This window comes from Arthrobacter sp. NPDC056727 (assembly GCF_042790555.1).
In the GTDB taxonomy this organism is placed as follows: domain Bacteria; phylum Actinomycetota; class Actinomycetes; order Actinomycetales; family Micrococcaceae; genus Arthrobacter.
In genome coordinates this window covers 32964-59827 of record NZ_JBHTZA010000025.1, presented here as the reverse complement: position 1 = coordinate 59827, position 26864 = coordinate 32964, and the positions used below count along the sequence as shown (strand labels likewise).

The 26864-nt window shown below is 69.0% G+C and carries 20 protein-coding genes; 7 read left to right on the top strand and 13 right to left on the bottom strand.

Annotation, left to right across the window (positions count from 1 at the left end):
- Positions 1-52: 52 nt before the first annotated feature.
- The 3 genes from ACFRAH_RS20205 to ACFRAH_RS20195 are packed head-to-tail and all read right to left on the bottom strand — an operon-like array spanning position 53 to position 7364.
- The gene (locus ACFRAH_RS20205) at positions 53-3478 is read right to left on the bottom strand and encodes an ATP-dependent helicase (RefSeq protein ID WP_377992696.1); all 3426 of its coding nucleotides are present in this window, start codon (positions 3476-3478) and stop codon (positions 53-55) included.
- Positions 3475-6951: an ATP-dependent helicase gene (locus ACFRAH_RS20200; protein ID WP_377992695.1), complete on the bottom strand. Its 3477-nt coding sequence runs from the start codon at positions 6949-6951 to the stop codon at positions 3475-3477. The genes ACFRAH_RS20205 and ACFRAH_RS20200 overlap by 4 nt, the downstream gene beginning before the upstream one ends.
- Entirely contained in the window at positions 6948-7364 is a 417-nt protein-coding gene (locus ACFRAH_RS20195) for an MGMT family protein (protein WP_377992694.1), read from the bottom strand. Before ACFRAH_RS20195 ends, ACFRAH_RS20200 begins: the two co-directional genes overlap by 4 nt.
- Positions 7365-7493: 129 nt before the next feature.
- Here ACFRAH_RS20195 and ACFRAH_RS20190 point away from each other — a divergent pair, with 129 nt between their 5' ends.
- The 4 genes from ACFRAH_RS20190 to ACFRAH_RS20175 all read left to right on the top strand — a co-directional run bounded on the left by ACFRAH_RS20190 (position 7494) and on the right by ACFRAH_RS20175 (position 10957).
- Positions 7494-8204 (top strand): 3'-5' exonuclease, encoded by a 711-nt coding sequence (locus ACFRAH_RS20190; RefSeq protein WP_377992693.1) that lies wholly within the window; start codon positions 7494-7496, stop codon positions 8202-8204.
- 285 nt (positions 8205-8489) lie between these two features.
- A complete protein-coding gene (locus tag ACFRAH_RS20185) occupies positions 8490-9440 on the top strand; it encodes an ABC transporter substrate-binding protein (protein WP_377992692.1) in 951 nt (316 codons plus the stop codon).
- Positions 9441-9458: 18 nt separating this feature from the next.
- Positions 9459-10223 carry an amino acid ABC transporter permease gene (locus ACFRAH_RS20180; RefSeq protein WP_377992691.1) on the top strand — a complete coding sequence of 255 codons (765 nt, stop codon included), beginning with the start codon at positions 9459-9461 and terminating at the stop codon, positions 10221-10223.
- On the top strand, positions 10220-10957 hold the full coding sequence (locus tag ACFRAH_RS20175) for an amino acid ABC transporter ATP-binding protein (RefSeq protein ID WP_377992690.1): 738 nt from the start codon (positions 10220-10222) through the stop codon (positions 10955-10957). The genes ACFRAH_RS20180 and ACFRAH_RS20175 overlap by 4 nt, the downstream gene beginning before the upstream one ends.
- Positions 10958-11039: 82 nt before the next feature.
- On the opposite strand, the gene hemL is transcribed toward ACFRAH_RS20175, so the two are convergent.
- The 10 genes from hemL to hemE all read right to left on the bottom strand — a co-directional run bounded on the left by hemL (position 11040) and on the right by hemE (position 22211).
- Positions 11040-12371 (bottom strand): glutamate-1-semialdehyde 2,1-aminomutase, encoded by a 1332-nt coding sequence (hemL, locus tag ACFRAH_RS20170; RefSeq protein ID WP_377992689.1) that lies wholly within the window; start codon positions 12369-12371, stop codon positions 11040-11042.
- 29 nt (positions 12372-12400) lie between these two features.
- Entirely contained in the window at positions 12401-13486 is a 1086-nt protein-coding gene (locus ACFRAH_RS20165; protein WP_377992688.1) for an LLM class flavin-dependent oxidoreductase, read from the bottom strand.
- On the bottom strand, positions 13486-14466 hold the full coding sequence (gene hemB, locus ACFRAH_RS20160; RefSeq protein ID WP_377992687.1) for a porphobilinogen synthase: 981 nt from the start codon (positions 14464-14466) through the stop codon (positions 13486-13488). Before hemB ends, ACFRAH_RS20165 begins: the two co-directional genes overlap by 1 nt.
- A 58-nt stretch (positions 14467-14524) precedes the next feature.
- Positions 14525-15412 carry a uroporphyrinogen-III synthase gene (locus ACFRAH_RS20155; protein ID WP_377992686.1) on the bottom strand — a complete coding sequence of 296 codons (888 nt, stop codon included), beginning with the start codon at positions 15410-15412 and terminating at the stop codon, positions 14525-14527.
- Positions 15413-15429: 17 nt separating this feature from the next.
- Complete coding sequence (gene hemC / locus ACFRAH_RS20150) at positions 15430-16428, bottom strand: hydroxymethylbilane synthase (protein WP_377992685.1); 999 nt, start codon at positions 16426-16428, stop codon at positions 15430-15432.
- Positions 16425-17654, bottom strand: a complete 1230-nt coding sequence (locus ACFRAH_RS20145) for a ferrochelatase (protein WP_377992684.1) — start codon at positions 17652-17654, stop codon at positions 16425-16427. Before ACFRAH_RS20145 ends, hemC begins: the two co-directional genes overlap by 4 nt.
- Positions 17651-18352, bottom strand: a complete 702-nt coding sequence (gene hemQ / locus ACFRAH_RS20140) for a hydrogen peroxide-dependent heme synthase (RefSeq protein ID WP_377992683.1) — start codon at positions 18350-18352, stop codon at positions 17651-17653. Before hemQ ends, ACFRAH_RS20145 begins: the two co-directional genes overlap by 4 nt.
- Before the next feature lie 86 nt (positions 18353-18438).
- Positions 18439-19500 (bottom strand): hypothetical protein, encoded by a 1062-nt coding sequence (locus tag ACFRAH_RS20135; RefSeq protein WP_377992682.1) that lies wholly within the window; start codon positions 19498-19500, stop codon positions 18439-18441.
- Between the two features lie 112 nt (positions 19501-19612).
- Entirely contained in the window at positions 19613-21112 is a 1500-nt protein-coding gene (hemG, locus tag ACFRAH_RS20130) for a protoporphyrinogen oxidase (RefSeq protein ID WP_377992681.1), read from the bottom strand.
- Between the two features lie 4 nt (positions 21113-21116).
- Entirely contained in the window at positions 21117-22211 is a 1095-nt protein-coding gene (gene hemE, locus ACFRAH_RS20125) for a uroporphyrinogen decarboxylase (protein ID WP_377992680.1), read from the bottom strand.
- 159 nt (positions 22212-22370) lie between these two features.
- Here hemE and ACFRAH_RS20120 point away from each other — a divergent pair, with 159 nt between their 5' ends.
- From ACFRAH_RS20120 to ACFRAH_RS20110, 3 genes are all read left to right on the top strand, one after another.
- On the top strand, positions 22371-23723 hold the full coding sequence (locus ACFRAH_RS20120) for a glutamyl-tRNA reductase (RefSeq protein WP_377992679.1): 1353 nt from the start codon (positions 22371-22373) through the stop codon (positions 23721-23723).
- 114 nt (positions 23724-23837) lie between these two features.
- Positions 23838-24521 carry a hypothetical protein gene (locus ACFRAH_RS20115; protein ID WP_377992678.1) on the top strand — a complete coding sequence of 228 codons (684 nt, stop codon included), beginning with the start codon at positions 23838-23840 and terminating at the stop codon, positions 24519-24521.
- Positions 24518-26863 carry a multicopper oxidase domain-containing protein gene (locus ACFRAH_RS20110; protein WP_377992677.1) on the top strand — a complete coding sequence of 782 codons (2346 nt, stop codon included), beginning with the start codon at positions 24518-24520 and terminating at the stop codon, positions 26861-26863. Before ACFRAH_RS20115 ends, ACFRAH_RS20110 begins: the two co-directional genes overlap by 4 nt.
- The last annotated feature ends 1 nt before the right edge of the window (position 26864 follow it).

Sequence of the window (26864 nt, the reverse complement as noted above, 5' to 3'; positions counted from 1 at the left end):
TGGCCGGCCAGGATTCCTGGGCGGCCAGAATTTCCCAGCCAGCCAGAATTTCCTAGCCAGCCAGGGCGTCAGCCACTATTCCTTCCAGTTCGGCCGCTGACGCCAGGTCGTGGGGGCGCACCACATGGTTGTCCGCCACGTAGAAGAAAGCTGCCCGGACCTCTTCCACCGGCACGCCCTTGAGCCTTGCCCAGGCCAGCCGGTACACAGCCAACTGCACACCCTTGGTTTTCAGCTGCGCCGCGGACGGCCGGCGTCCGGTCTTCCAGTCCACGAGGTCCCAGCCGCCGTCGGCGTCCCGGAACACCGCGTCGATGCGGCCGCGGACGACGACCTCGCCGATGCGCGTTTCCACGGGGACTTCCACGTACGCGGGCGACCGGTGTGCCCACCGGGAGTCCTTGAAGGTAGCCACCATGTCGTCGAGGCCGTACGCCTCATCGATGTGGTTGTCGGATCCGGGCGCTTCGCCAAGATCCAGCATTCCTGCTGTTCCAAAGTACTCTTCCACCCAGGCGTGGAATGCGGTGCCCTTGCGTGCGGACATGCCCGGTTCGCGCGGGACAGGCCGCCTGAGCCGCTGGACCACGGCCCCGGCGTCCTCCCCCAGGTCCACCAGGGTGGAGGCTGAGATGTGGCCGGGCAGGTGCACGTCGCGGCTCCGGGCCCGCCTGGCACGGCGTTCCAGGAGGAGTGCGGCTTCGCGTTCCCAGCCGGCCGCCAGGGGACGGAGACCCTGGCCCTCAGGGAGTCCCGGAGCACCGGCTCCGACAGCATCGATCTCGGCGAGCAGCCGTTCCGCGGCACGGTCCATGGCCGCCCGCCGGCCCGGCACCAGCCGGAGCCGGTTGCCGCTGCGGGGGTCAACAGGTCCTTCCAGCGGATCGTACGGCCAGGCCGCCACTTCCAGCTCCCGGGTCAGTGGGCTTTCAGTGGGCAGGGATTCCTCATCGACCGAGGCGGGATGGATTTCCGCAGTTTCCTGCTCTGCCAGCGGCGCCAGCTCGGCAAGGAACGGCGACATCTCCGCCATCGCGCTGCGCCCGCCGACCCACGCACCGCTGGAAACCCAGAGCACGTGCTTGGCGCGGGTGTAGGCGACGTAGGCCAGCCTGCGTTCCTCAGCTTCCCCGTGGGCCTGGACATCTCCCTTGAAATCCTTCTCGGCGTCAAGCCACCCCTTCTGGTCCGGCTGGTCAAGGTCCCACTGCGGAAGATCGGCACGGTCACCCCGCAGCGGCCAGGGGAGGGCCGCGGAACCGCTGCTCCACCTCGAGTCGCGGCTGCTGGGGAATGCGCCTGCGTTCAGGCCCGGCACGAACACGACGTCCCATTCCAGCCCCTTGGAGGCATGCACCGTCAGCAGCTGCACGGCCTCGTGGTTGACGTCCGCCGGCGGTACGTCCAGTCCGCCCTCCTCGGAGGCCGCCGCTTCCAGCCATGAAAGGAAGGCCAGCACGTCCACCCGGTGGGATGTCTGCAGGAAGCCGGCGGCCGCGTCCTGGAAGGCATCCAGGTTTCGCCGCGCCTGGTGGATGCTGAGTCCTGGCCTTGCGGCAACCTCGATGTCCAGCAGCATGGCCCGCTCCACCTCGCCGAGCAGGGTGGTCAGGTCCTCCCCCATCAGCCCACGGAGCTGCCGCAGCTCCGCGCCAAGGCGCTGCAACCGTTCCCGGGCGGCCGGCGTGAGGCTGCGGCCGTTCGCGGACGTCCACCCTTCCTTGGGCAGCCAGTCCAGGGCTTCGACGAGGCTGGCGGCGTCGGTGATGTCGCCCTCGATGACGACGTCGGCCGCTTCAGGATCGTCGTCATTCATGCCGCTGCCGTTCTCGACCATGCCGCGGCGGCGCGCCAGGAACGCGGACCAGTCCCGGAAGGCCATGAGGTCGGCGGCGCCGATCCGCCACCGCGCACCGGTCAGCAGGCGCATCAGTGAATCCGACCGGCCGGGGTCGGCCAGCACCCGGAGCGTCGAAACCAGGTCCACGATTTCGGGAGTGTCCAGCAGCCCGCCGAGGCCAACGATTTCGTACGGGATGCCTGTGGCCTCGAATTCCTTGCGGAGGCATTCCATTTGCGCGCGCCGGCGGCACAGGACTGCCATGGCCGGCTGGACGCGCGGGCCGGAGGATGGGGCGTCGAAATCCGTGGCCCGGAACTTCAGGAGGTCCTTGGCGATGGCCGCTGCTTCATCCTCATCCGTGGCGAAACGGCCAATCAGCACCCGGCCCTGCACTGCGGCGGGGCTGGGCCGCAGCGCGGGCACTTCCACGGCCGCACCGGAGGTCCGCTGCCCCGCGGGGCCGGCCTGCGCCGCGGCGGCGCTGAGCGGGGCCGAGATGAGGTTGGCTGCGGCCAGGATGTTGCGGCCGTTCCGCCAGGCCGTGGTCAGGTACGAAACAGGGGCGGGACGCCGGGACGCCGTACCTGGCTGGCGGTCTTCCACAATGACTGGGAACTCATTGACAAAGTGGAACAGCTGGCCGGCGGAGGCTCCGCGGAAGCCGTAGATGGACTGGTTCGGGTCGCCGACGGCCGTGACGGCGTGGCCGTCCCCAAAAAGCCTGGAGAAAAGCACCAGCTGGGCGTGTGAGGTGTCCTGGAACTCGTCCAGCAGCACCACTTTGTAGCGCTGGCGCTCCATCTGGGCCGCCAGGGGCACCTCCCGGGCAACGCGTGCCGCGAGCGCCACGAGGTCGCCGAAGTCCAGGGCTCCGCGTGCCCGTTTGGCTTCCGCGTACCGTCCCACGAGCTCGGCCACACTGGCCCTGGTCCGGAGCATGGCTCCGAGTTCGCCGGCGGCCTGGCTCGGATTCTTTTTGGCCCCGGCCACGTACGGCAGTGCCTCGAACTCGGCGAGCCGCTGCATCAGCCAGCCCTGGACACCGTCCGGGTCCTGGAGGTGTTCCGCGCACTCCCCCGCCAGCTGGATGACGGCCTTGACGAGGGTTGACTTGGCCACCCGGAAGTGGGAGTACTCGCCGTCGAACGCCTCAACGACCTCGCTGGCAAGCTGCCAGGCCTGCGCTCCGCCGAGCAGCACAACGTCCCGCTCGATCCCGAGCCGCAGGCCGTAGTCGGACACAATGCCGCTGGCAAACGAGTGGTAGGTGGAAACCTTCGGCTCCAGGGCATCCGCGCTGAGCAGCGTCCCCGCCACGGCACCGCCGGTGGCCGACCGCTGCAGCGCGCCGAGCTTGGCGCGGATCCGGCTTGCCAGTTCACCGGCGGCCTTCCTCGTGAAGGTAACGCCGAGGACTTCCTCGGGCTTGACCCAGCCGTTCGCGACCAGCCAGACGACGCGGTCGGCCATGGTGGCGGTCTTGCCCGAACCCGCGCCGGCGATCACCAGCCGGGGCGCAAGCGGCGAGGAGATGATGGCCGACTGTTCCGCCGTCGGAAGGTTTTTCTCCCCCAGCAGCACGCACAACTCTTCGGGACTGAATCGGGGCTCGGGCAGCTCTGCCGTCCGGCTCATTCGGTAACCTGCTTTCCCCGCGCACACAGCGGACATACCTCCGGCAGCCGGCAGCCCAGTCCGCCAAAACCGGCTTTGGCGGGATCATGCCTGGCCTCGAACTCGTGGCCGGACATCACCGCGGCGGCGTCGTTCACCATGTCCATCGCCCAGTTGTCCCCAGGATCCAGTGGCTCCTGGTGCTGGATGCCCGGGCTCTTGGTGGTTGTGCCCAGCTGGGCAAGCACTGCACCGCCGGGCACTGCACCCTCGGTCACTTCACCGCCTGGCTGCACACCGGCGTCGGATCCCCCGGAGGCGCCAAAGCCCCCGGCCAGAACCGCAGCCTGGTAGGCGCCCAGCTGCGGGTGCCTGCCCAGTTCCGCCTTGCCCGGCTGCCGTTTCCCGGTCTTGAGGTCAACGATCACCAGCCGCCCCTCGGCGTCGATCTCCAGCCGGTCCACCTGTCCGCGCAGGACGGCCGACCGGGGCCCCTCATCACTGGGAACGTCGCTGCGGGGCACGGCACCGGGCTCCGGCAGGGCCACCTCGAAGTCCTGCTCGACACCCGCAAGGCGCCGGCCATCGCTGCGCATGACGAGGATGTACTGCGCCAGTTTCCGGACCATGGCTTCCGCCCGGCGGAAGTCCAGCTGGCCCTCCCAGTTGTCCTTCATGCCCAGGGCGGGCCACCTTTTGACGAGCTCTGCAAGGTATTCGGTTCCGCTGGCATCGGGGAGGTCCTGGGCGATGGCGTGCACCAGGGTGCCGAGGCTGCGGGCGAAATCCGTGGCGGCCTCGCCCCCGGCAGCCTGGATGAACCAGTCAAGCGGTGATTTCTGCACCGACTCCACCTTGGACGGCGACACATAGACGGTGCCGCCGGGAGGAACCACCCGGTCCACGGAGGTCAGCGGGGCAAGCCCCCACCACGTCTCCGGGTGGGCTCCGGGAACGGCGGGCTCCGCCGTGGCCAGGCGGGCCAGGACGCGCACGGCCTCATCCGCCTCGGCCGCAAACCTGCCGTCCAGCTGGGCGTACTGGCGGAGTTCGGCCACGAGCGCACGCAACGTCAGGGGCCGTTCCACCGGGGTGTAACCGCGCCCGTCCTGGTCAGGCAGCAGCGGCGCGACGTAGTCCAGGAAGGAGGACGGCTGTTCATCCTCGGACGACACGGCGGTGCACAGCAGCACCTCTTTTGCCCGGGACACCGCCGTGGAAAAGCTGCGGAGTTCGTCATAGCGGATCTCGCGCAGCCGGCTCAGCTGGCCCAACTGGAGCGCGTACTCCACGCCGTGTTCGACGGCGTCCGCAAACAGCGTGCTGCCCAGGAGTTCGCCGCGGAGGCGGGTGTTGGGCCAGACGCCTTCCTGCAGGCCGGCGACGATGACGAACGGCCATTCCCGGCCGGCGGCGCTGGCGGGCGTCATGAGCTCCACGGCGTCGTCAACCTGGGCACGCGCCGCCAGGGTGTCCATGGGCAGTTCCTGGTTCAGCAGGTATTCCAGGAACTGTTCCGGGCCGGATCCGGGCATCTGGTCCACGTAGCGTTCGGCCGTGTGGAACAGCGCCATCATGGCATCCAGGTCCCGGTCGGCCCGGGACCCGACGAGTCCGCCGGCCAGGGCCGCGGCCGTCCATGCCCCCGACAGCCCGGTGGAGTGCCAGAGTGCCCACAGCACCGTCTCCGCATTGGCGCCGGGTTGGGCAACAGCATTCCGTCCCGCCTGGATCATCCGCGCCACCCTGCGCGCCGACCGGCCCTCGATGCCCAGTGAGCCGAGCGCGCCCGGTTCAAGAAGCGCCTCGACGAGCAGCGAATCGCTGGAGCGGCCGCCGCCGCCGAGCAGTTCCTCCCGCCGGAGCGACTGGCGGAGCCGGCGCAGCTCAAGCGACGTGGCCCCGCCTACCCGGGACGTCAGCAGCGACACGGCGGATTCCGGCGTGAGGACCGCCGGATCCAAAGCCACCGCGTAGGCGTCGAGGAGCGGGCGGACGGCCACCTCATCGCGCACGGCGGATTCAGCCACCGGAATCCGCACGGGAATCCCCTGGCCGGAGAGGTAGCGCTGCAGCTGGCTGAGCTGGCCGCCGTTCCGGACAATGACGGCGATGTCCTCGAGCGCCCGCCCGTCCCTGAGGTGTGCCTCGAGGATCCTTTGGGCGACGTACCGCAGCTCATGCACCGCCGAAGGAAGGAGGTGCGCTTCCACGGTGCCGCCAGGCCCGCCGGCGGCATCAGCAGGCCCGCCAGCGGCATCAGCCGGGCCGCCGGCAGTATCAGCAGGGCCGGCGGTATCAGCAGGGCCGGCGCCCACCGGGTCCAGGCGCCGCGCGAGCTGGCCGCCGGCCCGGAGGGAAATCCGGTCCGCGACCCCAAGCCAGGCCCGGGCCACCGCCGGCCGGTGGCGGTGGGCATGGGCCAGCGGCTTCTCAAGAACTGACCGTTCCTCGCCGCCCAGAAGGCCGGGCAGTTCGGCCACCAGATCCGGCCGCGCACCGCGGAACCCCTGCACCACGGTGTCCGGCGCGGACGTCACATAGACGTCCTTGCCGGCGGCCACATCGGCCAGGAGTTCAAAAACGGCGGGGTTGGCCTCCTGGATGTCATCCACAAGGATCAGCTGGAGGCGGTCGCGTTCGGCGGCCAGGAAGTCCGGGAAATCCTGAAAGAGCTGGCGGGCCGCGGTGATGATGCCGGCGGGGTCGAACGCCTCCGGCATGCGCAGGTCGAGGACATCGCGGTACTCGGCATACAGTGCCGCGGCGGCAATCCAGTCCGGCCGCCCGCAGGCGTGGCCAAGGCCGGCGAGGTCATCGGCTGTGCGGCCCGCCTCCGTGATCCGGTCGAACAGCTGGCGGACCTCGTGCCGGAACCCGCGCGTGGGCAGGGCTGCGGTGAGGTCTTCGGGCCAGGGCAGTCCGAGGCCCGGCAGGGCATGGCCCTCCAGCAGTTCCTTGATGATAAGGTCCTGCTCGGGGCCGGACAGCAGCCGCGGGGCCTTCGACAGCGGCAGGAGCCCTTCCGCTTTGGCGCGGCGGATGAGGTCAAAGGCATACGCCGCCCACGTGCGGGCCGGCGTGGTGCTCAGGCTCCGGTTCAGCCGGGCGGTGAACCGGTCACGGAGCGTATCGGCCGCGAGCCGTCCGGGAGCGAGAATGAGGATCCGTTCGGGGTCCACCCCGTCCGCCTCCACCCGGCGGATTGCCGCTTCGATAAGCACGGTGGATTTTCCGGTGCCGGGCGCGCCGGGGACCAGTACGGGGCCAGTACCCCGGGGCACTTCGACGGCGGCCAGCTGGTCCGCGGTGAGGACCGGGACGCGGGAGTGCACCTGGCGAGGGGGCAGCAGACGAAGCCCGGTGGGCGCGAACGAGGCAGCGGAAAGGGAGTCCGTGTGGTCCCGTTCCGCCGTGAGGACGGAGCCCTGGCCGGCTGCGGTGTTATCAGCGTCGGTGTTATCGGCGGCAGTCTGATCAAGTGTTGCGGTCACACGGACATTCCATCATCGGGGACTGACAATTTTCGCAGCGACGCCTCCAGCCGCTCGGCAATCACGTCCAGGGCGTCGAAGTCGGCGTCGGACGGTGCCCACCGGGCGGCGGTCAGATCCACCCGCCACCGTCCTTCACCCGTCCTGGCAAACTCCCGATACTCGCCGCGCAGGGGCGTGCCTTCCTGCAGGTAGTGATTGAGGGCCTCGGACTCATGGCCGTCCGGCGCCAGTCCGCTGGCCCGCAGCACCCGCCACCAGGGAACGCTGCTGCCGTAATGGCTCAGTACGGACCCCACCTGCCGTGGCCCTCCCGCGCCAAGAAGCTCTGCGACATCCCCGTAGGCCACCGCCGAACCGGCCGGGATGAGGTGGACCACCGCCAAAACCGCCTCCACATACTCCGCCCGCATGTCCCCAGACTATCGGCCGGCACGCATCACCAGCCGTCAGGGGAGGCTTCGTGTGCGTCTTCCCACACCGGACCGGACACGCGCGGGGCAAGGACCTTCACTGTCAGTGGCTCCGGGTAATTTGGAGCCATGAGCACTTGGAACACACTCCCCCGGGCCGCGTTCGATCTCGAAACCACAGGGCGCAACTCCCGTGCCGCCCGGATCGTGACGGCTTCCGTCACCGTGGTGGACAGCTCCGGTGACGTGATCCGGGAGCACGAGTGGCTGGCCGACCCCGGGGTTGAGATTCCGGCCGAGGCCAGCGACGTCCACGGCATCACCACGGAACATGCCCGCACCCACGGCCGGCCTGCTGCCGAGGTCACTCAGGAGGTCGCTGCCGTGCTCCAGGGGCTTTTCGACGACGGCGTTCCGGTGATCGCGTTCAACGCCAGCTACGACTTCACCGTCCTGGCCGCCGAGTCAGCCCGCTACGGCGTGCCGCAGCTGAGCCGTTTCCCCGTGCTCGACCCCTACATCATGAACAAGCAGGTGGACCGGTACCGCAAGGGAAAGCGGACCCTGACCGCGCTGTGCGAGGAGTACGGCGTGGACCTGGAAAACGCGCACACGTCGGCCGCGGACGCGCTGGCAACCCTGCGGATGCTCGACGCCATGGCCGGCAAGTTCCCCAAGCTGAGCATGCCGGCGGGCCAGTTGCACCAGCTCCAGGTGGACTGGGCCGTCAGCCAGGCAGCGGACTTCCAGCAGTACCTCCGCAAGACCAAGCCCACCGCGGTCATCGAGGGCGACTGGCCGGTCCTGCCGCCGGAGGACGCCAGCCGCGGCGGCTTCTGACGGACGGGACAGGATGGGACGTAACTCACAGTTCCGCACACACTTTGGCGGACGTTTGCCGATTCTGTGACGGCACCTTAAGTCAGTGCCATCGGCGGGCCAAAGTCTGAATTTCCGGATTATATTCGGGAAAAGGTAGCAAAATCCATTCATTACGCCGTCTAACGGGCAGATTAAGGGCAGGTGAGACAATTAAGTTTTGCGGGCCCGCCCCCTGCGGCGCCGGATCCCGGCTACAGGCGGCTTGATTGCCCGCCCCCGCTACCCCAATGAAAGTGATGCGTGATGAAAGTCAAAGCCTTGAAGTGGCTGTCCACGGTTCCCGTGGCCGTAGTCATGGCCGTGTCCTTGGCAGCCTGCGGTGGAGGCACCGCTGCTCCCAGTGGTTCGTCGACCGACGCCCTAGCCGGCAGTGACCAGCAGACGCTGGACAAGTACACCACCAAGGATGTCACCCCGCTGGACAAGATCGACAAGTCCAAGCTTGGCCTGATCACTGCCGGCACCCTCAAGGTCGGTACCCTTTCCGACGCTCCGCCCAACATCTTCATCGACAAGGACGGCAACTTCACGGGGTACGACAACGAACTCCTGAAGGCCGCGGCGGCAAAGCTCGGCCTCAAGGTCGAGTTCGCCTCCACCAAGTTCCAGAGCCTCCTCGCGCAGGTGAAGAACAAGCAGTTCGACGTCGGATCCTCCTCCATCTCCACCACGGACGCCCGCCGCGAGACCGTAGCCTTCACCAACGGCTACGACTTCGGCTACATGGCGATCGTGACCAAGGACGACGCCAAGGTTAAGACCTTCGACGATCTCAAGCAGGGCGTCCGCATCGGCGTCGTCCAGGGCACCGTCCAGGACGACTTCGTCACCAACACGCTCAAGCTCGAGCCGGTCCGCTTCCCCGACTACAACACGGTCTACGCGAACGTGAAGAGCGGCCAGGTCGATGCCTGGGTTGCTCCTTCACAGCAGGCCGAGGGCCAGGTCAAGAAGGGCGACGGCACGAAGATCGCCGAGAAGAAGGTCAACACCCAGAACTTCACGGCGTACGCAGTGGCCAAGGACAACCAGCCCCTCACTGACGCGCTCAACTCGGCGATCGACGCCGTGATCGCCGACGGCACCTGGACCAAGCTCACCGCCCAGTGGTACACGGACCGCCCCACCCTGAAGGAGCAGACTCCCGAGGGCTGGAAGCCGGGCAGCAAGGCCGTCCAGGTCCCCACGAAGTAACCGACTGACAGGCGCCACATGGATTATCTGAACAGGCTCGCCGAGACCTTCCTCGACTGGAAGGCCATCGCCGAGGTACTCCCGGCCATGTTCTCGGTCGGTTTGCCCAACACCCTCGTCCTCGCAATCGTCTCGGGCATCATCGGCTGCGTGGTCGGCATGGTGCTGGCCCTGATGGGCATCTCGCGTAATCCTGTGGCGCGGTGGGCCGCCCGGGTGTACACGGACGTGTTCCGTGGGCTCCCGGCGGTTCTCACCATCCTCGTCATCGGCCTCGGATTCGGCCCGATCTTCCGCGAGCTGACCGGCATCACCAGCCCGTACCCCATGGGCATCGCCGCGCTCTCGCTCATGTCCAGCGCCTACATCGGGGAGATCTTCCGCTCCGGTATCCAGAGCGTGGACAAGGGCCAGCTGGAGGCCGCCCGGGCCCTGGGCTTCGGTTACGGCCCCTCGCTGCGCATGGTGGTGGTGCCGCAGGGCATCCGCCGCGTGCTCCCGGCGCTCGTGAACCAGTTCATCGCGCTGATTAAGGAGTCCTCGCTGGTGTTCACCCTGGGACTCCTGTCCTCCGAGCGCGAGCTCTTCCAGATCGGCCAGGACGCCGCAGCCCGAAGCGGCAACCTGTCCGGCTACGTGGCGGCCGCCGTGTTCTACCTGGCGATGACCGTCCCGCTGACGCACCTGGTCAACTGGATCGACGCACGCCTGCGCACCGGCCGCCCGCAGAAGATGGAACCGGACGAGGCTGCCGCCGTCGTCGGGAAGGGAGCCCACTCATGAGCCAGTTCACCTCAGGCTCTCTCGAAGCGAAAAACGTCCACCTCGCCTTCGGGCACAACAAGGTCCTGCGCGGCATCGACCTGACCGTCCCGGCCGGCACCACTGCCTCGGTGATCGGCCCGTCCGGGTCCGGCAAGTCCACCCTGCTGCGCGTGATGAACCGGCTGATCGAACCTGATGCCGGGGACATCCTCCTGGACGGCAAGTCGGTCCTGAAGGAAAACCCGGACGAGCTCCGCCGCAGGATCGGCATGGTGTTCCAGCAGTTCAACCTCTTCCCGCACAAGAGTGTTGGCGAGAACGTGGCGTTCGCCCTGCGCAAACTGCGGAAGCTGCCCAAGGAGCAGGCCCGCGAGGAGGCCCTGAGCCAGCTCGACCTCGTCGGGCTCAAGCACAAGGCCGACGTCCGCCCCGCCACCCTGTCCGGCGGCCAGCAGCAGCGGGTGGCGATCGCCCGTGCCCTGGCCATGAAGCCGGAAGTCATGTTCTTCGACGAGGCCACCTCCGCCCTCGACCCCGAGCTCGTCAAGGGAGTGCTCGCACTCATGGCTGACCTCGCCAAGGGCGGCATGACCATGGTGGTGGTGACCCACGAAATGGGCTTCTCCCGCAATGTCTCGGACACCGTGACGTTCATGGACGGCGGCGTGGTGGTGGAATCGGGTCCGCCCGAGCACGTTTTCGAAAACCCGACGACGGAGCGGCTGCAGGGCTTCCTCTCGGACGTCCTGTAGGGCTCACCGGAACATCCGGATACCAAAAAACTCTGGCACCCGCCGCGGCGGGTGCCAGAGTTTTTTAATGCCCGACGGCGGGTCAGGCCTTCGCTGCGGCGGCCGCCTCCGCGGCGGCCGGAAGTGCCTCGAAGATCCGGTTCATGGCGGCGTCGTCGTGCGCCGCGGACAGGAACCAGGCCTCGAAGACGGACGGCGGAAGGTAGACGCCCGAATCCAGCATGGAGTGGAAGAAGGGCGCGTAGCGGTGCGACTCCTGCTTCAGGGCGTCGCTGTAGTTGTGGACCCCGTGCTCGGACGTGCCGAAGGCCACCGAGAACAGGTTGCCGGCCCGCTGGATGGAGTGGTCAACGCCGGCGGCGTCGAGGGCTGCGGACAGGGCGCCGGACAGTTCCAGCGACCTGGCGTCCACGAACGAGTACACGTCCCGGGTGGCGTGCGTCAGGGTGGCCACGCCGGCAGCCATGGCCACCGGATTGCCGGACAGCGTGCCCGCCTGGTAGACGGGACCGAGCGGCGCGAGGTAGTCCATGACGTCGGCACGGCCGCCGAGTGCCGCCGTCGGCATGCCCCCGCCGATGACCTTGCCGAAGGTCAGCAGGTCAGGGGTCCACTTTTCGGTGGAGTCGGCGGCGCCGCCGGTGAGTCCCCAGTAGCCGGAGTAGCCGGTGCGGAAGCCGGTCAGGACCTCGTCGACGATCAGCAGGGCGCCGTGCGCGGCGGTGATCCGTGACAGGCCGGCATTGAAGCCTTCCCCGGGGGTGACCACGCCCATGTTGGCGGGCGCAGCCTCGGTGATGACGGCGGCGATGTTCGGCCCGTGCTCGGCGAAGGCGGCCTCGACGGCGCCGAGGTCGTTGTAGGGCAGCACCAGGGTCTCGGCGGCTGTGGCGGCCGTGACGCCGGCGGAACCCGGCAGCGCGAGGGTTGCCACGCCCGAGCCTGCGGAGGCGAGCAGCCCGTCGAGGTGGCCGTGGTAGCAGCCGGCGAACTTGATGACCAGGTTGCGGCCGGTGAAGCCCCTGGCGAGCCTGATCGCCGTCATGGTGGCTTCCGTGCCGGTGGAAACCATGCGCAACCGTTCGACGGCGGGGACACGTTCCATGACGATGGCCGCGAGGTTGGCCTCATCGGGGGTCGAGGCACCGAAGGAGAGTCCGCGGTCCACGGCGGCGTGCACGGCGTCCAGGACCGCGGGGTGTGCGTGTCCCAGCAGGGCCGGGCCCCAGGAGCAGACCAGGTCAACGTAGTCGTTGCCGTCGGCGTCGGTCAGGTACGGGCCCTTGGCCGCCACCATGAAGCGGGGCGTGCCCCCGACGGAACCGAAGGCGCGGACCGGGGAGTTCACGCCGCCGGGCATCAGCTGGCGGGCGCGGTCGAAAAGTTCCTCGTTGCGAGGGGTACTGGAAGTCATGGTTCCCATTCTTTCAGTCTGCGGGAGTGTCACCGGACAGTGTCACCGGAGAGCAGCTCGGCCACCCGCGGTGCCACCACGGTGCCGAAGAGTTCGATGCAGCGCATCATCGATTCGTGCGGCAGCGTGCCGTTGCCGTATTTCAGGTCGAAGCGGTCTACGCCCAGGTTGCGCTTGAGCAGTGCGATCTTCTGCGCCACCGTTTCAGGTGAGCCGACGTACAGGGCACCCTCCGGCCCGCACATGGCATCGAATTCGCGCCGGTTTCCCGGGCCCCATCCCCGCTCGGCGCCGATCCTGTTCCGTTGGGCAAGCCAGTGCGGAAACAGCTCCTCGCGGGCCGCCTCGTCGGTTTCGGCGATATGCCCGGGCGAGTGGGTGGCGATCTGCTGCATGGGCTGGCCGTACTTGTCCATGGCCTCGCGGTACAGGTCCACCAGCGGCGCGAAGGCGCGGGGCTGGCCGCCGATGATGGCAAAGATGATCGGATAGCCGTACTGCGCGCACCGCAGGACGGACTCCGGGGTGCCGCCCACGCCGATCCAGGCCGGCAGCAGGTGGTGCTCCAGCGGCGGGTAGACGCTCAGCCCGGCCAGGGCGGGACGGGTGCGGCCTTCCCAGTGGACCGGCTTCTGCGCCCGTACCCTGTCGAAGAGCTCGAGCTTCTCCTCGAAGAGCACGTCGTAGTCCGCCAGGTCCAGGCCGAACAGCGGAAAGGATTCGATGAACGAGCCGCGGCCCAGCATGACCTCGGCGCGGCCGCCGGACAGCGCGTCCACCGTGGAGAAGCGCTCGAAGACACGGATGGGGTCATCGGAACTCAGGACGGTCACGGCTGAACCGAGCCGGATGTTGGCGGTCCTGGCCGCGGCGGCCGCGAGGAACACCTCGGGCGCGGACACCGCGAAGTCGCGGCGGTGGTGCTCCCCCACGCCGAAGGCGTGAAGTCCGACGGCGTCAGCCAGGACCGCCTGGTCCAGCAGCTCCCGCAGCACCTGGGCATGCGGCTTCGGCTCGCCGGCGCCGTCCACGCCGACGTCGCCGAACGTGTTCAGGCCCAGCAGGATCTTGCCGGGGCCCACGGGAGCGGTCGGCCCCGTGCCTGGCGCCGGCATCAGGATTCCCTGAGCCAGCCGGCGATTTCGCTCGCCCAGTAGGTAAGGACCATGTTGGCCCCGGCGCGCCGGATGCCCAGGACCGATTCGGTGATCGCCGCCCTGCGGTCGATCCAGCCGTTGGCGGCGGCGGCCTCGATCATGGCGTACTCCCCCGAGATCTGGTAAGCGGCCACCGGCACGGTGCTGATCTCGGCGACGTCGGCCAGGATGTCGAGGTAGCTCATGGCCGGCTTGACCATCACCATGTCCGCCCCCTCGGCGAGGTCCAGTTCCACCTCCTGGATGGCCTCGCGCCGGTTGGCGGCGTCCATCTGATAGGTCCGGCGGTCGCCCTTCAGCTGTGAGTCGACCGCTTCCCGGAACGGGCCGTAGAACGCCGACGCGTACTTCGCGGCGTAGGCCACCACGGCGGTGTTCACGTGGCCGGCGTCCTCGAGTGCCTGGCGGATCACGCCGATCTGTCCGTCCATCATGCCGGACGGGCCCAGCACGTGGGCGCCGGCGTCGGCCTGTGCCACGGCCATCCTGGCGTAGATTTCCAGGGTGGCGTCGTTGTCCACGTAGCCGTCGCTGTCGAGGACGCCGCAGTGGCCGTGGTCGGTGAATTCATCCAGGCAGACGTCGCTCATCACCACGAGGCTGTCCCCCACCTCGGCCCGGACATCCCGGATGGCCTTGTTGAGCACGCCGTCCGGGTCCAGCGACGCGGTTCCCTCGGCGTCACGGGTCTCGGGGATACCGAACAGCATGATGCCGCCGACGCCCAGTTCAACGGCTTCGGCCGCCGCCCGCTTGAGCGTGTCGGTGGTGTGCTGCACGACGCCCGGCATGGAGGCGATCGGGTTGGGCTCCGACAGCCCTTCCCGGATGAACGCGGGAAGGATCAGGTCGGCCGGGGCAAGCCGGTATTCGGCCGTGAGCCTGCGCATGGCCGGGGTGGTGCGGAGCCGCCGGGGGCGGTGGTGCGGAAAGCTCATGTCCTGTCCTTCACTGTGTTGCCTGCTGTTGATGACTGCTGCTTATGGTGGCTGATGCTTAGGGTCCCGCCACGGCCCGGATGACGGCGGCGACGAGCCCTTCCGGTGTGGCTTCGCGGGCCGTGGCGGCAACGGCGAGTCCCTGGGTTTCCGCCTCGGCGGCGGTCGCCGGTCCGATGGCCACCAGGCGGCAGGAGCCGAGCGGCGCCAGTGCCGCGGCGATGCGCCGAACGGCGCTGGGTGAGGCGGCGACGACGGCGGCCAGGACGCCGTCGTCGACGTCGGCTTTCGCTTCGGCGGGCGTCAGCACCGGAAGCGGCGCGGCGGCGCCGTCGGTATCGTCACGGCCGGGACGGCCGGAAAATTTTGTTCCAAGGCGCCGGCCGGGTTCGGCCGGGAAGTCCACCGTGGAATAGGCAACCACCGTGCGGACCCGGGCATCCTTCGCTTCCAGCCCCCGGGCCAGCGCCGGGGCCGCGATGTCAGCCTGTGGCAGCAGCACGGCGGCGGGACCTCCGGGCCACCCGTCCACGATCCCGGCGGCCGAGTGGTCATGCTGCGGCTCGAAGTCCACGGCAATCCCCGCAGCCTCCAACGCGCGGCGGCTGGCGGGGCCCACCGCGGCAACGCGGGTTCCGGCGGGAACCCAGTTCCGCAGTTCCACGGCGTGCTCGGCCGCCTTCTCCTGAAGCGCCAGGACGGTGGTGGCGCTGCTGACCACGAGCCAGTCGAAGCGGCCCGCGCCCAGCGCCTCGAAGGCGTCGTCAAGCGCCGCTTGGTCCGGCGCGCGTTCGGCCTCCGTGAGCGGCAGCAGCAGGGGAACGGCACCGGCCAGCCGCAGCGCCTCCGCGAGGGGGCCGGACCGCCCGGGGCTGCGCGTCACCAGGACGCGGCACCCTTCGAGCGGGCGCCCGCCCACGGGGTTCTTCCCGCTCGTCGTTCGCATTCGGTGGCCGGCTGGGGTCAGGAGGCCGTCAGGTCCGCGATGTCCGCAGCCCCCGCTGCCAGCAGGACCTCGGCCAGTTCGATTCCCAGCAGGGTGGCGCCTACTTCGGTGAGCCCGTCAGTGGCCCGCTTGTCCCGGACCGAGGCGGTGCCGTCCACGGCGCAGACCACGGCTTCGAGGTGGAGCATGCTGCCCTTGCGGTACGCGTAGGCGCCCACGGGGGCGGCGCAGCCTGCCTCGAGCCGGGCGAGCAGCGCGCGCTCGGCCGTGACCGCAAGCCGGGTGTCGGCGTCGTCGAGGGCGGCCAGCGCCTGGGCGAGCACGCCCTGGGACCCCTCGGTGGAGCCGGCACGGCGAGGAGCCTCGGCGGTGCGGCATTCGATGGCCAGCGATCCCTGCCCCGCGGCCGGGAGCATGATGTCCGTCTCCAGGTATTCGGTGACGGTGTCCAGCCGGCCGATCCGTTCCAGTCCGGCAGCGGCGAGGATGACGGCGTCGAGATCGCACGACTTCCCGTCCACCACGGCCTCGGTGGCGTTGCCCGGCAGCCCCGGCACCCGGCCCAGCCGGGTGTCCACGTTGCCGCGGATGTCCACGATGTCAAGGTCCGGGCGGACGGCGCGCAGCTGCGCCGCCCGGCGCGGTGAGCCGGTACCCACGCGGGCGCCCTTGGGCAGGTCTGCCAGTTTGAGTCCGCCGCGGGCGCAGAGGACGTCGCGGACGTCCACCCGGGGCGGGGTCGCGGCCAGCGCCAGGCCCGGGGCGGAACCCGTGGGAAGGTCCTTCAGGGAGTGGACGGCCACGTCGCACTCGTTCCGCAGCAGCGCGTCACGCAGCGCGGCCACGAAAACGCCGGTGCCGCCCATCTGGGACAGCGAGCCGGTGAGGACGTCGCCGTCGGTCCTGACATGGACGAGTTCGACGTCGAAACCCCCGACGGCGGCCAGCCGGTCGGCCGTCTGCTGCGTCTGGGTCAGGGCGAGTTTGCTCGCCCTGGTACCGATCCGTACAGTCACTTCGCGTCCTGCCCTGCCGGGTAGGGGTCGTGCCCCTGGCCCACGGTGGTGTCGGCGCCGGCAATGGTGGGCTTTTCGCCGCGGAAGTTTTCGCAGCATCCGGGACGGCAGACGTCGTACCAGGGCCCGAGGCCGGTAACAGCCTGGCGGTCCGAGACGTTGTTGGCCACGGTCCGCTCGCAGATCAGTTCCACGAGGCCCTCGACAAAGCGGCGGTGCGTTCCCGGCGTGGGCACGCGCGTGGCGGCGATGCCCAGGTCCTTGCAGGTCTGCAGCGCTTCGGTGTCCAGGTCCCAGACCACCTCCATATGGTCGCTGACGAAGCCCAGCGGCACGATCACGATGCCCGCGACGCCCTGCTTGGCGAGGTCCCCGATGGCGTCGTTGATGTCCGGCTCGAGCCACGGGATGTGCGGAGCGCCGGACCGCGACTGGTACACCAGGGACCACGGTGCGGACAGGCCGGAGTCGGCTTCAACGCGGCGCATGATTTCCGCTCCGTTGGCGAGGTGCTGGGCCACGTAGGCGGAATCCTCGGCAAACTCGCGGGGCTCGTCCTCTGAGCGGCCCGCAGCCACGGCATCCCGGGTGGGGATGGAGTGGGTGGCGAAGAGAACGTGGATGGGGGCGTCGGGTTTTCCGGCGGCGGCCAGCTGTGCGCGCACGTCGGAGACACCCTCGGCAGTGCCCGTGATGAAGGGCTCCACGAAGCCGGGGTGGTCGAAGTACTGGCGGACCTTGTCCACCTCCAGCCTGCCGTCGAGGCCGGTTTCGGTCAGGGCCATGCCGATGTCCTCGCGGTACTGGCGGCAGCTGGAGTAACAGGAGTAAGCGCTGGTGGTGAGCATCAGCAGCCGGCGGTGGCCGGCGTCGTACGCGTCCTGGAGCGTCTGCGGAATGTAGGGATCCCAGTTGCGGTTGCCCCACAGCACGGGCAGGTTGATGCCCCGCGCCGCCAGTTCGGCTTCGAGGGCTGCCTTCAGCTCCCGGTTCTGCTGGTTGATCGGGCTGATGCCGCCGTTGGCGCGGTAGTGGTGGGAGACCTCTTCGAGCCGCTCATCGGGGATTCCCCGGCCACGGGTGACATTGCGGAGGAACGGGATCACATCATCCTGGCCTTCGGGGCCACCGAAGGAGGCGAGTAGGACGCCGTCGTACTCCTTGGGGGCCATCCTGCCGGCGGTGACAGGATCCACGGCGTCTTCCTGCGGGTCCAGCGGACTCATGCGAGGACCTCGGCGATCTCACCGGCGGTAATCCGGCGCCCGGTGTAGAACGGGATCTCCTCGCGCACGTGGTTGCGCGCTTCGGTGGAACGCAGGTGGCGCATCAGGTCAACGAGGTCCACGAGCTCGGGTGCCTCCAGGCCGAGGATCCATTCCCAGTCCCCGAGGGCAAAGGAGGAAACCGTGTTCGAAATGACCTGCGGGAAGTCACGGCCGAGCAGGCCGTGGTCGCGCAGCATCTTGCCGCGCTCGTCATCCGGCAGCAGGTACCACTCGTAGGAGCGGACGAACGGGTACACACACAGCCACTCGGCCGGTGCAACGCCGCGTGAATAGGCCGGGGTGTGGTTCTTGGCGAACTCCGCCTCACGGTGGACGCCCATGGCGGACCAGACGATTTCGGTTCCCGCGAACAGCTTGCTGCGGCGGATGTCACGGATGGCCTGCTGCAGCGCCTCCGGCTTGGGGCCGTGGAGCCAGACCATGACGTCGGCGTCAGCGCGCATGGCGGACACGTCGTAGCTTCCACGGTGGGTAACGTCGCCCTCGGCCAGGCGCGCCACCAGGGCGTCGAAATCCTCGGCAGCATCGGCGCTGCGGAGGACCTCGGCGGAGCGCTTGAACACGGTCCAGAGGGTGAAGAACTGCTCGGCTGATTCTTCGGTTTTGGTGACAGATTCGGCAGGAGTGTGGCTCATGGTTACTATCCTGCCCCTTCCATGCGGCCTAAGTCGAAAAACTCAACTTCTACGTCGTGTAGAAGTGGTTAATTTCACAGCCTGGTTCACAGCGCCCGCCGGAGCCGGACTGCGGCCACGCCCGCGGCCCCGGCAAGGGCAAGCAGCCCTGCTCCCCACCACACCTGAGGGGCAATAGTGCCGTTTTGCGACACGCCCATGACGGCGCTTTCGGCCGGCCCGCGCATATACGGCGAGCTGATCGTGGCCATGTTGTTGGGGCCGGACAGCTCCGCCGAGCCCCACACGCCGCCGGCAACACCCGCGGCTGAACGTCCCCGGAGGCCGGCGCCGCCGGACAGGCCAGTGATCGCCGCGAACGGGCTGGCCTCCGCGGCGGGGGTTTCGGCGGTCGCTGCGGAACTTTCAGCGGCCGGAGACCCGACCGTCCCGGGGGCGGAGGATCCCGGGGCTGAGCCTGCCGGGGCCGGTCCGGCAGGAGCCTGGCCGGCCGGCGAGGAGCCAGCGGTTCCCGCCGATGATCCGGACCAGCTGCCCGACGGCGACGCGGCGCCGGACGGGGACTGCGTGCCGGAGGGGGAAGTTTCTGCGGAAGAGGGCGCCGGCGCGGCTGAGCGGGACGGAGCCGGCGTTCCCGAGGAGGTCCGGGCCGGCGATGGCGCGGGACCGGTTTGAACCGGCGCGGTCGGCACCGGAACGGTGGGCACCGGAACGGACGGCAGGGGAACGGGGACCGACGGCGATGGCACGGGAACGGCCGGCGTCGGGCTGGCAGAAATGGTCATGGACGGGGCCGGAGCCGGAACCAGCGGCGAAAGCGACGGCGGGACCGACGGCGACTCGGAGGGTGCTGCCGACGGCGACTCCGAGGGCGCCGGTTCGGCCGGACTGTCGCGCTCGGTCGACAATGCGGCTGCCGCCCAGGCCTTCAGGCCCGCGGCGTCGACGGTGGCCGCCAGCCCCGTGCCGGAGTGCTCTGAGTCCCCCAGCAGGTCGGATGCCGGCAGCTCAGCGGCGGCAGCGTTGGATGCAGGAACGCCTGCGGACAAGACCAGTACCGCTCCGAACGCCGCTGCTGCGGTGCCGCGCCGAAGACCCCCATGGAAACCAGTCAGCGAACGAAAACCATCGGACTTCTGATTGACCATAGTCATCGACCCTAGACACAATTTCGCGCCGGGGAAAACTTGCGGGTGGCCCGGCGAGCAGGTATCGCGGGCGTCAGGGAAGCTGCCTGGCGGGAGCCCCGGAAACTTTTGCTCAGCCCCGCGCCAGGAAGGCAGCGAGCTGCTTTTTCGTGTCGGCCACCACTGCCGCCAGCCCGTTGCCGGCCAGCCAGCCGCCAACCATCAGCAGCCCGTCGATGCCGGCGCAGACCTGCCGCACTTCGGCAACCCGCTGGCGGTGCCCCACAGCGGCAAACGGCAGCGCTCCGGCCCAGGTGACGACGTCCCAGTCCACCAGCGCATCCCGTGTGACAGGCACGGTCAGCAGCGCTGACGCATCCTGCAAAGCCATGTCAAGCAGTTCCCCGTCTGTTGCCGATGCGGTGCCCGTCCCGGCCGCCGCCACATCGGCTGACGCATCCTCGCTGCGCCCATAGGAGAGCCGCAGCACGTGCCTGCCGCGTCCGGCCGCTTCAGCCACCCAGTCCCACTTGCCGGTGGCGTGGGTAAGGGCCTTCGCCCGGATACCCTCCGTTTGCGGGGCCACCAGGATTCCCGTCCCGCGCGGACGCCTGTCCAGCGCGGGCAGATCAACAACGAGTGTCACAAGCTTGACCACAGGTCCAGGTCCGGGCCGATGTCCGGCCAGGGCCGGGACGGCTTCGCCGAGGAGCCGCACTGCGGACGGCCCGTCCAGGGCCACCACCAGTGCGTCGGCCGGATAGCTGTCCTCTCCTGCCGTTACCTTCCAGCCCTGCGGGGTCCGCGCAACTGCCGTTGCCGCCGTCGCCGTCAGCAGCCGCACACCGCGGGCCCGCAGGTCCGCCACCAGTTCCGTGATGAGGGTGTGCATGCCGCCCTTCAGGCCGGCGACGGCGGAGCCCGCCTTGGCGGGCTTGTCCGGCGTTGCCTGCGGTGGCGTGGGCTGCTGTGACCCGGCGGGCGTTCCTGTCCCCTTGCGCTGGGCGGCGACGGCCGCTGCCAGCGACCCGTGCCGGGTGATTCCGGCGCGGAGGCCCGGGGCCACCATATCGACGTCGAGAAGGCCGGGGTCGGCGGAATGCACGCCGCCCACCACCGGTTCGACGAGCCGTTCGAGGACGCGCCGTCCCATGCGGGCCCGCACCAGTGCGGAGACGCTGGAAACCTCTGCGGTGGTCCCCACGGAGGCAGGCAGCAGCTTGTCCAGTGAGGCGCGCAGGGAGCCGCCCAGGCCCAGCGAGCGGCGAACCTCGGGGTCCCAGGGATTGGCCGGGATGCCCAGCACCCCTGTCTTGGGAAGTTCCCGCGGTCCGCCAGGCAGCTGTACCCAGGCGCCGCCGGGCTTCGGGGCAACGATGTGTCCGGCCAGTCCCAGCTCAGCCGCCAGGTCAGCCACCGCGCTGGAGCGGGTGGCGAACGACTCGGCCCCGCTGTCCAGGGCCAGCCCGGCCACGTCGTGCCGGCCGACGCAGCCGCCCCAGGCGTCGGCAGCTTCGAGCACCGTGGTGTCCAGACCGGCCCGGGCCAGTTCCCGGGCGGCCAGGAGCCCGGAGATGCCGCCGCCGACCACCAGCGCCGTGCGTCCGGCGAGCGAGGGACTGCCCGCAGCCACTGCCCTACTCCGGAGAGATGGAGTGGATGAGTTCGACGACGCGCGTCAGGACATCCGGGTCCGTCTCCGGCGGTACCCCGTGCCCAAGGTTCAGCACATGGCCGGGGGCCGCCGCGCCTGCTGCGATGACCTCGCGGACATGCGCCTCGAGGACCTCCCACGGGGCGGACAGCAGCGCGGGATCGATGTTGCCCTGCAGCGGAACGGTGCCGCCCAGCCGGCGGTTGGCTTCGTCCAGCGGCAGCCGGTAGTCCACGCCCACCACGTCAACGCCGACGTCGCGCATGGCCACGAGCAGTTCGGAGGTGCCGGTGCCGAAGTGGACCAGCGGCGCGCCAAGGTCACGGACGTGGTCCAGGGCCCGGGAGGATGCGGCGGCGACGAATCGGGTGTAATCCGCCAGGCCCAGGGAACCCGCCCACGAGTCGAAGAGCTGGCCGGCGGAGGCGCCCGCCTCCAGCTGGGCACGCAGGAACAGACCCGAGGCGTCCGCGGCCCAGTTGGCCAGCGCCGTCCACGTCTCGGGGTCGGCGTGCATCATGGTGCGCGGGCCAAGGTGGTCGCGGGAGGGACGGCCCTCCACCATGTATGCCGCCAGCGTGAAGGGCGCGCCGGCGAAGCCGATCAGCGGGGTCTTGCCAAGCTGATCCACGGTCAGACGGACGGCTTCCCGGATGGGTTCCAGCGACTCCTCGGTGAGCCGGGGCAGGGCCGCAACATCGGCGGCGGTCCGCACGGGCTTGTCCAGGACGGGCCCGACACCCGGCACGATGTCAACGCCGACGCCGGCCAGCTTGAGCGGAATAACAATGTCGGAGAAGAAGATGCCCGCGTCAACATCGTGCCGGCGTACCGGCTGCAGGGTGATTTCCGAGGCAAGTTCGGGCCGTAGGCAGGAGTCCAGCATGGCAACGCCCTCGCGGACCTTCAGGTATTCCGGCAGCGAACGCCCCGCCTGCCGCATGAACCACACCGGGCGCCGGACCGGCTTGCCGCCGCGGTAAGCCGTAATAAGCGGAGAGTCTGCAGTGCGTCCGTCGCGAAGCGGATGGCCTGCGTCGAGTCCGGTACCGGCGGGGGTTACAGCGCTAGAAGTCATGCCTTTGATTGTGCCCAAAATAGTCCCCAAAAGATAACGACAGCTTGTCATCCGGCGGCGGCCGGATCCGGCGGGTGGCAGGAATCACAGGCGCTGGAACCCCCTATCCGTTTGAAGGGTTGTTCTACACCGATGCGAAAAAGCTATGATTGTCCTGCTGTGGTTCTTTTCTCATTGGTGGCTACACACGCCGACATCGACCTCGAAACTGTCGCTCAGTTGAGCAACGGTTCCTCTGGCATTGCCACGTCCGCCCTCGCCGGTTCCCCGGCGGTTAAGGGCGCAGTGGTCCTTGCCACCTGCAACCGCTACGAAATCTACGGCGAGGCGCCGCACGCCGACGACGTGGAAGCCGCACGCGCCGCACTGGTGGGCCAGATCAGCGAAACAAGCGGCCTCAGCGAGCAGCTCGTGTCCCGGTCGTTCAGCACCCACACCGGCCCCGAGGTCACCACGCACCTGTTTGCGGTGAGCTCCGGACTCGACTCCGCGGTGGTGGGCGAACGTGAGATCGCCGGACAGGTGCGCCGTGCACTGATCACCGCCCAGCATGAGGGCACCGCCAGCGCCGGACTGGTCCGCCTGTTCCAGGCCGCTTCCAAGACCGCCAAGGACGTCGGCGCGCAGACCGCGCTCGGCTCCCGTGGCCTGTCCATCGTCTCCGTGGCACTGGACCTCGCCACCGACCTGTCCGAAGAGACCGACTGGTCCAAGAAGAAGGTTGTGGTGTTCGGCACCGGCGCCTACGCCGGGGCCACCATGGCGCTCCTCCGTGAACGCGGCTGCCGCGACATCTACGTGTTCTCGTCGTCGGGCCGTGCGGCCACCTTCGTGGCAACCCGGGGCGGCACCGCCCTCGACGGCGACACCCTGCACGCGGCGGTAGCCGCCGCCGACGTCATGATCGGCTGCAGCGGCTCGGACACGAGGGTGGAGGCCGGCGAACTCGCCCAGGTGCGTGCCGGGTCCACGCAGCCGCTGATCGCCATCGACCTGGCGCTCACCCACGATTTTGATCCCGCCGTCGGGGAGCTCGACGGCGTGGAGCTGCTCACGCTGGAGTCCGTACGGCTCGCGGCGCCCCAGGAGCAGGCAGAGTCGCTGGCCCAGGCCAGCAGCATGGTTTCCGGCGCCGCCCAGGCGTTTGAACAGGAACGCGAGGCGCGTTCCGTGGATTCGGCCATCGTTGCCCTTCGGCGCCACACCATGAACGTGCTGGACGCGGAAATGGAAAAGGTGCGCGCCCGTCACGGCTGCACTGCCGCCGCCGAGGAGGTGGAGTTCGCACTGCGCCGCATGGTGAAGCAGCTGCTCCATGTCCCCACCGTCCGGGCCCGCGAGCTGGCGTCCAACGGCCAGCAGGACGACTACGTCGCTGCCCTGGAAACTTTGTACGGCATCACGGTGGAGCAGCCCGCGGCCGCGGCCAAGGCCGAATGCCCCGTTGACCACAGTGCGCTCGGTGTCGGAACGTCGGCCGCGCAGGACGGTACCCGCCGCAATTCCGCCTAACCGGCGTCTTTTCTGAACACACCGTATGTTCTGACAAACAGCACCCCACAAGCTTTCCATAGGCTCCCCGGGCAGCATGGATGTTGCCCGTGAAAACCATATTGGGGAGCAGTCATGAATTTTTCTTCACCGGCCCCTGCCGTGCCGCCTCTGAGCCGCCGGCAATTCGGACTTCTGGTGGGAGGCGGAGCCGTTCTGCTGGTAGGCGGCGGGACCTACGGTCTCGTCGCCCGCAGCCGTCCGGGCAGCGGAAAGGGCCTGGACACCGCCTTCGGGACCCTCTCACTGGTTGACGCCGGCCGCCTCGCAAGGCTCGATGCGCAGGGGCAGCCTGCCGCCACGCCGCTCGCCTCGGCGGTATCGCAGGTGACCAACAGCGCACGCCGGGCCGCCGCCGCGGGCCAGCCCGGAATCCAGCGCATTTCCAGCCGCCAAAGCGCACCGGTGAACAGCCACCACAGCGATCCCCTCCTGGACTCCGACTGGCCGCAGCCCGGGAACTTCACCTGGGGTGACGTCGTCGTGCTTGAAGTGGCGCTCACGAACACCAGTCCCGGGCCGGCCCTGTTCAGCCCCGGGCAGCTGCGCCTCAAACTGCTGCCATCCGGGATCACCGTGGCGCCGCAGGACGCCGACCACGGCCCGGGAACGATTGCCGCCGGCGCCACCGAGCAGGTCTGGATCAGCTATCTGGCCCCGCACGATTCCGTGGCCATGGAAGTCGAGTACACGGGGCTGGACGACGAAGCCAGGACCCTTGCCCTGCCGCTGCTGAGCGTGGCGAAGGTGCCGTCATGAGCCCGCTGGACCTTTATATCAATGACGGATACCTCCCCATGGTGGACGGCACGCTGGTCTACCACCGCGGCTTCGGGGACCGCCGGACCGCGGTCAAAGACCCGAAGCCCAGCCTGTCCGTGAGTCCCCGGGTGTTCCTTCGCAACGGCTCGGCCGTGGCCAGCCGCACCTATCCCCTCAAGGCCGCCGTGCCTCCCCTCGGCCGTCCCACGCCGGCAGCCAAGGATCCGCTCAATCCCGGCGAGTTCCTGATTCGCCGCGCCCACTGGGCGAGCTTCTTCCCGGACCGGACGCTCATCGCCGAAACCGGGAGCACCATCAGCATCCGGGTGACCAATAACCTCACCCAGGACCACGCGCTGCAGTTCCTCAACGCCGGCGCGTCGAAGGGCCACGTCGGAACCGGCGCCATCAAGCCGGGCCAAAGCAAGACCTTGACCTTCAAGGCGCCGGCAGAGGGCACTTACCTGTACTGCGACCCGGGGGCTGATCCGGCCGACCCGGACGCGGACCCCGTGCAGCGGGTCCTCGGCCTGTTCGGTGCCCTGCTGGTGGTCAATCCAGACTCGCCCTGGCGGGCCGGCCCGCACGGAACGGAGTTTGAGCGCCAGTGGCTGTGGATGCTCCACAACGTGGATCCGGTCTGGGCGGGCATCGCCTCGCGGCAGGGCACCGTCGACCCGGACAAGACTCCCGCCGTGCCCCGCTACTTCACGCTCAACGGACGCAGCGGCTTCCAGTCGCTGGCCGCCTCCACCGACGAGGCTCTCAACCGAATCCGGGAGGAGGACACGCTGATGTCCGGCTCCGCCCGCCAGATCGACGTCCGCAACTTCAGCCTGAGTGCCGCGCCCGGCACAGTCCGGGCCGGCCAGCTCATGCGCTTCCTCAACGCAGGAGTCGTCCATCACCAGCTCCATTTCCACGGAAACCACCTCTGGACGGTTCAGCGCAACGGCGTGGCGTTCCCCCGCACCAAGGGCAGGATCGATGCCGAAGGCCATGTGGTGCTCCAGCAGTGGGAAGACGTCATTGAAATGCATCCCCTGGACCGCAAGGACTCCATCCTTCCGATGCGTCGGCCGCCGGAGGCTATCGACCAGGTCTGGAACGCACGGAAGGAAGACTGGTTTTATCCGATGCACTGCCACGCGGAGCCGTCGCAGGTGGCGCGCGGCGGTCTGTATCCCGGCGGCCTGGTGGGCCACTGGACCCTTGCCGCCCCAGGGCCGGACACCGGCCCGGCGCACGAACTCTTCGGCAGCCAGGTGGACTTCAGCTCGCACCAGATGCATGAGGGCAGCCCGGCGACGGAGTTCCGGCAGACCCCCGATGTTGCCCACGAATTGAAGTTCTTCAACCGCAAGATGAAGTTCGACGACGGCGGCGAATTCGAGATGTGGACGTTCGAGTCGGAAAACTCCGGCCGGGTCTTCCCCGCGCCCCTGCTGCGCGTCACGGAGGGACAGCTGTGGCACGCGACGATCCGTCCGAGCAAGAAGGTCCATACCATCCACTGGCATGGCATAGAGCCCGACCCCCGGAACGACGGCGTGGGCCATACCTCCTTCGAGGTCTCGGGAAGCTACACCTACCAGTGGCGCCCGGAACGCGGCATCCCTGGAAATCCGAACGTGGGCGCGGCCGGGACGTACTTCTACCACTGCCACGTCAACACCACCCTGCACGTGCAGATGGGCATGTTCGGCCCGCTGATCATTGACCCGGTGGTGCACCCCGGCTACCCGGTGACCAAGGGGGCACGGCGGGCGTTCGGGGACGGGCCCGAATACGACATCGCCACCGAGACCCTCCTGGTCCCGTACTCGGTGGACCCGCGCTGGCATGAGCTCAACCACGCTGCCGGCCTGTCAGGGGACGATGCCGGCCTGGACAAGTTCCACCCCGAGCATTTCTACCTGCTCGGCGGCGAACTGGCCCCGACACCCACCACGGAGGGCCCCCTCCAGCTGACCCGCATCCGTGCCCGGGTCTCCAACGGGGGAACGGTCAAACCGACCCTGCTGCGGCTGCTGAACGCCAACTATTTCCCCGTGAACGCCTATTTCACGGATGCCGCCGGGAAACGCGTGGCAATGGCAGAGCTGATCTCGCACGACGGCCGCCCGTTCCGCGACACCTCAAACCCGAATGCGCCGGCCCGGCCCATCTCGCAAACCAGCCCCATGCGCACCGGCCTCATCAACTTCGGCGCCGCGGAACGGTACGACATGCTGCTGCGGCCGCCGGCGGCAGGCGACTACAAGCTCACGGTGGACCTGCTGGACTGGATCACGGGCAAGGTTCTGCATACCCGGCAGATCCCTGTCATTGCCCGGTGAG